This window comes from Conyzicola sp., from assembly GCF_046714715.1.
In the GTDB taxonomy this organism is placed as follows: Bacteria; Actinomycetota; Actinomycetes; order Actinomycetales; family Microbacteriaceae; genus Conyzicola.
The window spans coordinates 1-10,959 of record NZ_JBKKAD010000156.1 but is presented as its reverse complement, the minus strand read 5'-3'; the positions used below and the strand labels follow the sequence as shown (position 1 = coordinate 10,959).

Genomic DNA, 10,959 nt, shown 5'->3' with positions numbered 1-10,959 from the left:
CTCGCCCTGTTCGTCGCCGTCTGCTGGGGCGTCAACTTTCCGGCGACGGCCCTCGCGCTCGAGCACTTTCCCCCGCTGTTCCTGGTGGCGCTGCGCTTCTCGATCATCGCGATCCCCACGCTGGTCTTCATTCCGCGCCCGGACGTGCCGTTCCGATGGCTGCTCGGAGTCGGGCTCGGCATCGGCACCATGCAGTTCGCGTTCCTCTACCTCGGCATGGCGGCGGGCATGCCCAGCGGCCTCGCCTCGATCGTGCTGCAGGCCTCGGCCCCGTTCTCGGTGATCATCGCCGGCATCTGGCTGCGCGAGCGGATCAGCGCGCGGCAGGCCGTCGGGATCGCTATCGCGGTTCTCGGCCTGGCGGCGATAGCCGTGCACCGGTCGCAGGTGGCGGCCCTGCTCCCCGTGCTGCTGACCCTGTGCGGCGCGCTCGGCTGGGCGATCGGCAACGTGTCGACCCGCAAAGCCCAGGCCCCGAACGCTCTGCACCTCACCCTGTGGATGTCGGTGATCCCGCCCATCCCGATGCTCGCGATCTCGCTGCTGGTCGAGGGACCGCGCCGCATCGGCGAGAGCCTCGCGACGGCGTTCACGCTGGACGCGCTGCCCTCCGTGCTCGGCCTCCTCTACATCGTCGTGATCGCCACGATCGTCGGGTACGGCATCTGGAACGGCCTCCTCAAGCGCTACCCGTCGAGCACCGTCGCGCCGTTCTCGATGCTCGTACCCGTCGTCGGCGTGCTCGCCTCGTGGATCGCGTTCGGCGAGGTGATCGACCTGACGGAGCTGCTGGCCGGTGCCGCCGTGGTCGTCGGAGTGCTGGTGGCGAGTTACCAGAGGCGCAGACGCAGCCCGCTACTGCTGGTTGAGTAAGGCCGCCTGCGGCCTGTATCGAAACCTCGCGGGGGTTTCGATACGGTCGTGGAGCGACCTACTCAACCAGCACACGGCCCTACCCCAGAGCGCGGATGCGCGGCGCCAGGTCGCGCTCGAACAGCTCGAGGAATCGGCGCTGGTCGTGCCCTGGTCCGTGGAAGACGAGGTGGTTGAACCCGGCCGACACGTACGCGCCGATCGTCTCGGTGAGCTCGTCGGGGTCGGAGCCCACGATCCAGCGCGAGGCGACCTGCTCGATCGGCAGCGCGTCGGCGGCGGCCTCCATCTCGGTGGGGTCGGTGATGTCGTGCTTCTGCTCTTTCGACAGCGAGAGCGGCGCCCAGAAGCGGGTGTTCTCGAGTGCGACCTCGGGATCGGTGTCGTACGAGATCTTGATCTCGATCATCCGGTCGATCGTGCCCGCGTCGCGCCCGGCCTTTTCGGCTCCCGCGGCGACGGCCGGCAGCAGCTTCTCGGTGTAGAGCTCCATGCCCTTGCCCGAGGTGCAGATGAAACCGTCGCCCGCGCGTCCCGCGTAGCCGGCGACGACCGGTCCCCCGGCCGCGATGTAGACGGGGATGCCGCCCTCGGGACGGTCGTAGATGCTGGCGTCGTGGGTCGAGTAGTAGTCGCCCTCGAAGTTCACCTTGTCTTCGCTCCACAGCGCGCGCATGAGGCCCACGGCCTCGCGCAGCCGTGCGAAGCGCTCCTTGAACTCGGGCCAGTCCTGCTCGCCCGCTCCGCGGAATCCGGTGGCGATCTCGTTCAGCGCCTCGCCCGTGCCGACGCCGAGCATGATCCGCCCGGGGTACAGGCAGCCGAGCGTGGCGAACGCCTGCGCGATCTCGGCCGGGTTGTAGCGGAACGTCGGAGTCATCACCGAGGTGCCGATCTGCACGCGTGACGTGCGCTCCCCCACGGCCGCCATCCAGGCCAGCGAGAAGGGGGCGTGGCCGCCGGTGTGCCGCCACGGCTGGAAGTGGTCGCTCACGGCGACGCTCTCCATGCCGTGCTGCTCGGCGAGGACCGCGATCTCGACGAGCTCCCGCGGTGCGAACTGTTCTGCTGACGCCTTGTAGCCGAGTTTCAGTGGAAGCATGGGTCAACTCTATGACCGCCGCGCCTCAGCTCTTCGAGAGGAAGGCCTCAGCCTCGGCGTCGAGCCGACGGGCGAGCGCGTCGCGCAGGTCGGGGTAGTCGTTCAGGGTGGGGTCGACCTCGAGCACCGCCGAGGCCAGGTCGCGGGCATCGGCGATGAGCTCGCCGTCTTTCGCTACCCGCAGCAGTCGCAGACTCGACCGTCCGCCCGACTGGGTATTGCCGAGCACGTCGCCCTCGCGCCGCAATTCGAGATCCTTCTGGGCGAGTTCGAAGCCGTCGAGAGTGGATGCCACGGCCTCCACCCGCTCGCGGGCGAGGGTCTCCTCCTCCGCATGCGTCACGAACAGGCAGACGCTCGGCACCCCGCCACGGCCGACGCGGCCGCGCAGCTGGTGCAACTGCGAGACGCCGAACCGGTCGGCATCGAGAATCACCATGGTGCTCGCGTTGGGCACGTCGACGCCCACCTCGATCACGGTGGTGGCCACGAGAACGTCGATGCTGCCCGCGGCGAACGCCTGCATGATGCGGTCTTTCTCGTCGCTGGACATGCGCCCGTGCAGCGTCTCGATGCTGCGGCCGGCGAGCGCGGGGTTGGCGCGCAGTTCGGCGGTCGCATCCGTGACATTGGCGATCGGTCGTTTTGCGGCGGCGCCCCCGGTCGCCTCGACGGGTTCGGGCAGGGAGCCGTCGTCTCCGACCTCCTCTTTCGCCTCGATCGCCGGGCACACCACGAACACCTGTCGGCCCTGCGCGATCTCCTCGGCGGCCCGCAGCCAGACCCGGTCGTAGAGCGGCTTGTTCCACACGACGAAGCTCTTGATCGGCACGCGGCCGCCGGGCAGTTCCGCGATCGTCGAGATGTCGAGGTCGCCGAACACGGTCATCGCCACGGTCCGCGGGATAGGGGTGGCGGTGAGAACGACCACGTGCGGCGGGGTCGCGCCCTTCAGCCGCAGTGCCTCGCGCTGGTCGACGCCGAAGCGGTGCTGCTCGTCGACCACGACGAGGCCGAGGTCGTAGAAAGCCACGTTGTCGCTCAGCAGCGCGTGCGTGCCGACGACGATGCGTGCGGAACCCGATACCGCGGCGAGCAGGGCCTTGCGCTTCTCCGGCACGCTCAGCTGCCCGGTGATCAGGGTCGGCCGCAGTTTCGCGGCGAGGTCGGGGCCGAGCGTCTTCACGATCGAGCGCAGGTGCTGCTGGGCGAGCACCTCGGTGGGGGCGAGCAGCGCGGACTGCCCGCCCGACTCGGCGACGGCGAGCATGGCCCGCAGCGCGACGAGCGTCTTGCCCGAGCCCACCTCGCCCTGCACGAGCCGGTTCATCGGGGTGCCGCCGGCGAGGTCCATGAAGATGTCGTCGCCGACCGTCTTCTGGTCGTTGGTAAGGGTGAACGGCAGCGCCGCATCGAAGCCGGCGAGCAGCGCGCCGGGCAGCCGCGACGTGCTCTTCACCGCGCGGAGTTTCGCCCGCTGCTGCAGCAGCGCCGCCTGCAGCACGAACGCCTCCTGGAACCGCAGCGCCTTGCGGGCGGCGCCCCACTCGGCATCCGTGGCCGGCCGGTGGATGCTCTGCACCGCGCGCTCGTAGCTGGTGATCTTGCGACGAGTGCGGATCGCGGCCGGCACCGGGTCGGGCAGCGGCGGCAAGGTATCGAGCACGACCGCCATCGCCTTCTGGATCTGCCAGCTCGTCATCGACGCCGTGGCCGGGTAGATGGGCACGAGCAGCTCTAAGAACTTGCGCGCCTCGTCATCACCGCCGCCGGTCTGGTCCTGGAACAGCTCGTAGTCGGGATGGGTGAGCTGCAGGGCGCCCCGGTATTCGCCGATCTTGCCCGCGAAGATGCCGCGTGCACCCGGCACCAGTTCTTCTTTTCGGAAGGCCTGGTTGAAGAAGGTCAGGGTGAGAACGCCTTTGCCGTCGCTGATCTTGACCTCGAGGATCGACCCCTTACGGGCCTGCATCGACCGCTGACGCACCTCGAGCACCTCGGCGACGATGGTCACGTTCTCGTCGAGCGGCAGGTGCGTGAGCTCGGTCAGTTCGCCCCGACGGATGTAGCGGCGGGGGTAGTGGCTCAGCAGGTCGCCGACCGTCTTTAGGCCGAGCCCCTTCGCCAGCGCCGCGCTCGTGCGGGGTCCGAGCGCGTTCTTGAGGGGCGCGTCGAGCGGGGAGGTCACGGGTACAAGATTACGCGCGCTACAACCACTTCAGCTTCTTGAACGCGACGAACAGCGCGGCGCTCACCCCGAACATCAGCAGCAGAGCCACCGGGTAGCCCCAGCTGAGCTCGAGCTCGGGCATGAACCGGAAGTTCATGCCGTAGATGCCGGTGACGAGCGACGGCGCGAACAGGATGGCGGCCCACGCCGAGATCTTGCGCGTCTCCACAGCCTGTCGGTTGCTCGCCTCGCCGACCTTCTGCATGTCCTCGTTCTGGCGCTGCGCCACGAGGGTCGCGTTCACCGTCAGGATGTCGCGCAGCAGGGTGCGGAACTCCTCGATACGCTCGTTCACGTGCGTCACGTGGTCGGCGACGTCGCGCAGGTACTGCTGCAGGTCCTCCGCGATCGAGTACTTGTCGAACCCGTTCGAGATCTGGTCGACGATGCCGATGAGGGGCTGGGCCGCGCGCTGGAAGTCGATGACCTCGCGCGACAGCTCGTAGATGCGGCGCGAGACGCTCGGGTCGCCGTCGAACACCTGTGTCTCGATCTCGTCGATGTCTTTCGCGATGCCGGCGACGACGGGCAGGTAGCCGTCGACCACCGCGTCGAGGATCGCGTAGAGCACCGCCTCCGTGCCGCGCGCGAGCAGGTCGGGCGACTCCTCGAGCCGTCGGCGCACGACCGACAGGTCGGGAGACTCGGCGTGACGCACGGTGATGACGAAGTTCGGGCCGATGAACACGTGCAGCTCGCCGAACTCGACCTCCTCGATCGCGTCGACGTAGCGGGCGGCGCGTAGCACCACGAACAGGGTGTCTCCATAGCGCTCCAGCTTGGGACGCTGGTGCGCGAGCACCGCGTCTTCCACCGCGAGTTCGTGCAGGCCGAACTGTCCGGCGAGCGAGGTGAGCTCGTCGACGGAGGGGCGGTAGAGGCCGATCCACGCCATCGCGTCGGTGCGCTGGGCGAGAGCCGCGTAGGTCGCACCGAGGGATCCGGGCTTCTCGACGCGACATCCGGCCTCGTAGATGGCGTTGTTGATGAGACTGCTGCCGACGGATGTCTCGGGGGTGATCTGCGGGCGCAGGTCGACGGGCTCCGGCGCCGGTTCCGGCTTGCTGGTGCGCCACAACCCGCGGAAGGGCATGCGGAAGTTACTGGGCATGGTGGCAGGCTACCGCGCTCAGGTTGCGGGTTGAGTAGGGCGCTCTGGCGCCCGTATCGAAACCCTCGAACAGTTTTCGATACGGTCGCTGCGCGACCTACTCAACCAGCACTCTGATTACAGGTCGAACGCGTAGCCGTTGCTCTGCCGCACGGCTTTGCCCAGCTGGTTCGTGGCCGCGTCTGAGTTGACCTCGAGCGACCGGAACTCCCTGCCCACCTGGCGCGCGGCCCGGTCGCAGAAGTCGACGGCCACGGCGCGCTCGGCGCCCGCGGCCGGGGCGCCGTCGCGGTGGATGACCGCGGTGATGCGGCTGATCACGGCCACCTGCGCATAGATTCCGGATGCAGCATCCGACAGTCTCTTCTGCACCAACTGCTTCTCCTGCACCTGCTTGCCGTGCGTGCGCAACGCGGCCTCGGCGCGGTCACGCAGGCGCGCGACCTGCTCGGCGACCGCGGAGACCTGCTTGGCGACACTCGGGTGTGCGCCGGCGAGCTTCTCGGGGCGCAGCGCGCGGTTCACCCGGTCGGCGACGTAGGGCGCGAGAACCCCGATGGCCTTGCCGGGCGCGCCGATGGTGAGCGCGCGCACGTCGGGCAGGGCATCGCTGAGACCCTTGACGCCGTTGAGGGCGACGTAGGCGCGCATCACGTCGTTGGCACCCTCGAAGATCGGGAAGATGCGGAAGTCGCGCAGCGCCTTCGACAGCGGGTGGTCGCTCATGAACGCGGTGCCGCCGTGCACCTGGAACGCTTTGTTCAGCGCCTTCCAGCCCACATCGCTGGCCACGACCTTGGTCATCGCCGACTCGAGCGAGAAGTCGGCGTCGCCGCGGTCGACGAGTCCGGTGGTGAGGTACGACATGGATTCGAGGCCGTAGATCTGGGTGTTCATCCACGCCACCTTCTCCTCCACCATCTCGAAGTCGATGAGCTTTCGCCCGAACTGCTCGCGTCTGTCGGCGTGCTCGAGGGTGTAGTCGAGGAACGCCTTCATGCCGCCGGCGATCGACGTGCCCATCGACATGCGTCCGTTGTTCAGCGTGTTCATGGCGATGCGGAAGCCATCGCCGGGCTCGCCGAGCAGGTTCTCGGCCGGCACGCGCACGTTGTTGAAGTGCACGCGCTGCAGGTTGTTGGCCCGCAGTCCGAGGGTGTCGAAGCGGGGGCCGGTGCTGAGGCCCTCGGTGCCCTTCTCGACCACGAGGGCGACGTGACCCAGGTCGCTGCGTGCGAACACGGTGAGCACGTCTTTGCTGCCGTTGCCGATCCAGCGCTTCTCGCCGTTGAGGATCCAGCTGCCGTCGCTCTGCCGCTCGGCCCAGGTCTCGAGGTTGTAGGCGTCGCTGCCGACGTTCGGCTCGGTGAGCACGAACGCCGCGAGCTTGCGGCCGGCGGCGAGATCGGGCAGCCAGCGGGCCTTCTGGTCGTCGGTGCCGTAGAGGTAGATGGGCTTGGTGCCGATCGACTGGTGCACGCCCATCACGACCGCGAGGGCGCCGTCTACGCGGCCGAACTCCTCCATCACGCGGCAGTAACCGGTCTGGCTGAGACCCTGCCCGCCATACTGCTCGTCGACGAAGAGGCCGAGCAGGCCGCGCTCGCCCAGGTCGCGAATGGTGTCGTCGCCGACCCAACGCTGCTCCTCGGCCTTCCACGGATCGTAGGTCTCGGTCAGGTATTCGCGGGCACTGCCGGCGAGGGCGTTCACCCTCGTGCGCTCGTCACCGGCGAGAAGCGGGTACGGCATCACGAGTTCGGAGTGGGTGTTACCGAGGAAGAGCGCCCTGGTGAAGGAGGGCTTGGAAGTACGATCGACGCTGGCCATGAACCGATTGTGTGGATGCTGCGGTGGAGGCGCTAACCCGTTGTGGACTCTCTACTACTGATGCCGCGTGGAATCCCGGTACCGTTGGGGCAATGACCCGCATCATCTCCGGTTTCGCCGGATCGCTCACCCTCGTCGTGCCCAGCACCGGAACCCGCCCCACCAGCGACCGGGTGCGCGAGGCTATCTTCTCGGCGCTCGACGCCCGCGGCGCGCTCGACGGTGCGCGCGTGGTCGACCTGTACGCCGGCACCGGTTCGCTCGGACTCGAGGCCGCGTCACGGGGCGCCTCGGCGGTCGTGCTGGTCGAGAAGGGGCCGGCGGCCGTGAAGGCGTGCCGGTCGAACGCCGCGCTGCTGCTGCGCGCCAAGCCGCGCGGCTCGACCCTGTCGATCGACGTCTCGGGTCAGGCCGTCGACGCGTTCCTCGCGCCGTCGCGCGACGCCTGGGACGTGGTGTTCCTCGACCCGCCGTACGACCTCGGCGAGGCGGAGCTCGCGCACACGCTGGAACTGCTCGCGCCGCGGGTGTCGGCGGACGGGACAGTGGTGCTCGAACGCAGCTCGCGCAGCCCCGAGCCGACGTGGCCCCTCGGGCTGGAGCTCGAGCGACGCAAGGACTACGGCGACACGACCCTGTGGTGGGCGCGCACGGTCGAGCCGGTCGAGTAGTCGCGGCCGGTGCTGAGCCGGTCGAGTAGGTCGCTCAGCGACCGTATCGAGGCCTCGGCCGAACCAACAGGACGGTTTTGCCCGCGCGGCCCTTCGACAGGAAGATATGGGCATCCGGATGCCACGGCTCCTGTCGAACGCACGGGAGGCAACCCGCCACCCGCGCCGAAAGGGCAGTTGTGGCGGGTGCGGGCGCATCCGCACTGTGCTCAAGTGCACTACCTCGGAAAGCGCCGGGACTTCGACAGGCTCAATCCGCGTACAGGGGTTTCGATTTGGCCGCGGGCGGCCTGCTCAACCGGCCTGGCCGCTCCACTGCTCGTACGGGTCCCAGCCGCCGCGCTCGTCGTAGGGCTGCCCGTCGACGAGCACGCCGGAGCCCGCCACCACCGTGCCGATCGCGCGGAACCCGCCGGGCAGCGGTGCATCAGCCGGGAAGGTGGCGAGCAGGGAGTGGTCCTCTCCCCCGTCGAGTGACTCGCGGTCGCCGACGGCCGCCGCCGACAGGTCGACCGCGACGCCACTGGCGGTCGCGAGGCGGCGGGCGTCGAGCGCGAGTCCGTCGCTGAGGTCGAGCATCGCCGTCGCCCCGCCGAGCGCGGCCAGGACGCCGTCGCCGATCGGGGGTGCCGGCGCGAGCTGGGCGGCCACGAGAGCCGGTTCGGCCGCGCGGAGGGCCGCGGTGGCCGCGACATCCGGGGTCTCGTCTTTCACACCGTGTTCGAAGAGCAGGCGCAGTCCAGCGGCGGCCTGGCCGAGCACCCCGGAGACCGCGACCACGTCGCCGACCCGGGCGCCGGAACGCAACACGGGGGCGCGGCCGTCGAGGTCGCCGAATGCCGTGACCGCGATCGTGAGCGTCGCCGACACGGAGAGGTCGCCGCCGACGACGCCGCACCCGGGGGCGAGGGCCGTGCAGGCGTCGCGCAGACCGTCGGCGATGCCCTCGAGCAGCGCGACGGGCGAGTCGGCGGGCGCCGCGATCGCCACGACGAGGGCCGTCGGGCGCGCGCCCATCGCGGCGACGTCGGCGAGGTTCGAGGCCGCGGCCTTCCAGCCGAGGTCGTGCGGGGTCGACCAGGCGAGCCGGAAGTCGGGGCCGTGGATCATCATGTCGGTGGTGACGACGAAACGGGAATCGGGCGCGCTCATCACGGCGGAGTCGTCGCCCGGTCCGATGATCGCGAAGTCGGACGACGGGAGGCGCGGGAAGATGCGCGCGAGGCTGGCGGACTCCCCGATGCCGCGCAGAGTATCGGGTTGCGTCATGCTTCACACGGTAGCCTGAACCGGTGAAATCGATGCTCCGCCTGACCGCCACTCCCCTGATCGCCACCGCAGGCCTGATCGCCCTCGGAGCCCTCACCGGCTGTGCGCAGACCGTGAGCCTCACCGCAGCTGATGACGCGGAGAACGCCGGATGCGCGGAGGTCATGGTGCGCCTTCCCGACGCGGTGGGCGAGCTGCCGCTGCGCGAGACCAACGCGCAGGGCACCGGCGCGTGGGGATCGCCGGCCTCGGTGCTCTTGCGCTGCGGCGTCGCGATTCCGGATCGCGCGAGCACCCTGCCGTGCGTACTCGTCGAGGACGTCTACTGGCTGCGCGACGATGCGGATGCGCCCAACTATGTCTTCACCACCTACGGGCGCGAGCCGGCGACCGAGGTCATCGTGAACCGCGACGCGATGTCACCCGGATCGGCACTGTACGACCTCGTCGATGCCGTCGGCGCCACCGTCGAGACGGCGCAGTGCACCGAGATCGAGGACAGCCTGGGCGCGCCGACCCCGACCGAGACGCCGGTGCCGACGCCCGCTCCGTAGGCGCGCACGCCCGTATCGCAGATGACGCGTTTCCGGCCGAATGACTCGACCGTGGTCGCGTCATTAGGCCGGAAGCGGCTCATAGCCGGGTCTCGACGGGCTGAACCCGCTAGGCCGGTCAGCTTGGCGCTAGCCGCGCGGGCCGTCGAGGCCGACGAGCTTGCCGGCGATGCCGCCGGCCGCACGCAGCGCGGCGCCCGAGCCGAAGCCCGAGGCTGGCAGCACGACTCGACGGTCGCGCGCCTCGACGAGGGCGTCCTTGAGCACGGTGGCGGCGGGCACCTGAGGCGCCCACAGGTACAGCGACATGGCGCCGGGGATCGAGTTGACCTCGTTGACGAAGAGCTCGCCGTTCGCTTCATCCAGCAGCAGGTCCACACGAACGACACCCGTGAGCGCCGTGACCTCGGCCACGCGGGTCGCCAGCTCGGCCGCGAGGGTCGCGACCGCTTCAGGCACCAGGGCGGGGAACTCGCGGGGGGCGCTGGAGAGTCCGGCCTCGCTGCCCGCGCCGCCGGAGAGGTACTTCTCGGCGTACGAGTAGAGGCCGCTCTCGCTCGAAGAGCGCACGGGCTTCTCGAGCGCGGTCACCTCGAGCGACGGGAAGGTGCGGAACGAGATGTTCAGGTCGACCAGCTCGGGCCGGTAGGGCTCGACCACGGCGCCGGCGCGCAGGTGCGCGGAGGCACGGGCGATCGCGCGGGCAGAGTCGGCGTCTTCGACGATCTCGATGCCGATAGAGGATCCGCCGAAGCGCGGCTTGACGATGTACGGGCCGGGGAACGAGGGCGACCGGGTGGCCGACAGCAGCTCGCGGCGCAGCGTGGGGATGCCCGCAACCTCCATGAGGCCGCCGAAGGCGAGCTTGTCCATGCCGACCGCGCCCGCGAACAGGGTGGAGCCGGTGGCGGGGATGCCGAGCAGCGAGAAGAGCGCCGCGGCTCCCCCGCCCTCGCCGACGCCGCCGTGCAGGGTGAGCAGAACGGCCGAGATGTCGAGCGCGCGCTTCTTGACGTAGAGGCCGGTGTCGCCAGAGAGGCGCACGTCGACGGCCTTCGCGCCCTTGGGCACGCCGTTGAGGTAGTCCTTGGCCTCGGTGGCCGACGGCACGAGCCACCACTCGCCGTTCGGCGCCCAGTAGATCGGCAGCACGCTCTCGCCGCTCGCGGTGAGTACCCGCTCCGACTGCAGACCGGTGAGGATCGAGATCTCATGCTCGGGCGAGGGCCCGCCGAAAAGTACTGCCCAGGGTGAACTCACGCGTGACCATCCAAGAATCTCGAGCGCCGCAACTGTCTACTGCTGGCCCGGTGCGGCTG

Annotated in this window: 9 protein-coding genes; 3 read left to right on the top strand and 6 right to left on the bottom strand. The window is 69.6% G+C overall.

Annotated features, from left to right (window positions below; genetic code table 11):
- Positions 1-873: EamA family transporter (locus ACLQ6X_RS11620; protein WP_411700322.1), on the top strand; the 873-nt coding region annotated here is incomplete at its 5' end.
- A gap of 79 nt (positions 874-952) precedes the next feature.
- On the opposite strand, the gene fgd is transcribed toward ACLQ6X_RS11620, so the two are convergent.
- The 4 genes from fgd to ACLQ6X_RS11600 all read right to left on the bottom strand — a co-directional run bounded on the left by fgd (position 953) and on the right by ACLQ6X_RS11600 (position 7,146).
- Positions 953-1,975, bottom strand: a complete 1,023-nt coding sequence (gene fgd, locus ACLQ6X_RS11615) for a glucose-6-phosphate dehydrogenase (coenzyme-F420) (RefSeq protein WP_411700321.1) — start codon at positions 1,973-1,975, stop codon at positions 953-955.
- 25 nt (positions 1,976-2,000) lie between these two features.
- Positions 2,001-4,163, bottom strand: a complete 2,163-nt coding sequence (locus tag ACLQ6X_RS11610) for an ATP-dependent DNA helicase RecG (RefSeq protein WP_411700320.1) — start codon at positions 4,161-4,163, stop codon at positions 2,001-2,003.
- Between the two features lie 19 nt (positions 4,164-4,182).
- Entirely contained in the window at positions 4,183-5,316 is a 1,134-nt protein-coding gene (locus ACLQ6X_RS11605; RefSeq protein WP_411700319.1) for a magnesium and cobalt transport protein CorA, read from the bottom strand.
- 117 nt (positions 5,317-5,433) lie between these two features.
- A complete protein-coding gene (locus ACLQ6X_RS11600) occupies positions 5,434-7,146 on the bottom strand; it encodes an acyl-CoA dehydrogenase family protein (RefSeq protein ID WP_411700318.1) in 1,713 nt (570 codons plus the stop codon).
- A gap of 92 nt (positions 7,147-7,238) precedes the next feature.
- Between ACLQ6X_RS11600 and ACLQ6X_RS11595 the strand changes: the two genes are divergently transcribed.
- Entirely contained in the window at positions 7,239-7,817 is a 579-nt protein-coding gene (locus ACLQ6X_RS11595; RefSeq protein WP_411700317.1) for an RsmD family RNA methyltransferase, read from the top strand.
- 294 nt (positions 7,818-8,111) lie between these two features.
- On the opposite strand, the gene thiL is transcribed toward ACLQ6X_RS11595, so the two are convergent.
- The gene (thiL, locus tag ACLQ6X_RS11590) at positions 8,112-9,086 is read right to left on the bottom strand and encodes a thiamine-phosphate kinase (RefSeq protein WP_411700316.1); all 975 of its coding nucleotides are present in this window, start codon (positions 9,084-9,086) and stop codon (positions 8,112-8,114) included.
- A gap of 32 nt (positions 9,087-9,118) precedes the next feature.
- Here thiL and ACLQ6X_RS11585 point away from each other — a divergent pair, with 32 nt between their 5' ends.
- Entirely contained in the window at positions 9,119-9,640 is a 522-nt protein-coding gene (locus ACLQ6X_RS11585) for a DUF3515 family protein (RefSeq protein WP_411700323.1), read from the top strand.
- Positions 9,641-9,769: 129 nt separating this feature from the next.
- Here ACLQ6X_RS11585 and ACLQ6X_RS11580 read toward each other — a convergent pair whose 3' ends face one another.
- Positions 9,770-10,900 (bottom strand): hypothetical protein, encoded by a 1,131-nt coding sequence (locus ACLQ6X_RS11580; RefSeq protein WP_411700315.1) that lies wholly within the window; start codon positions 10,898-10,900, stop codon positions 9,770-9,772.
- Positions 10,901-10,959: the final 59 nt, after the last annotated feature.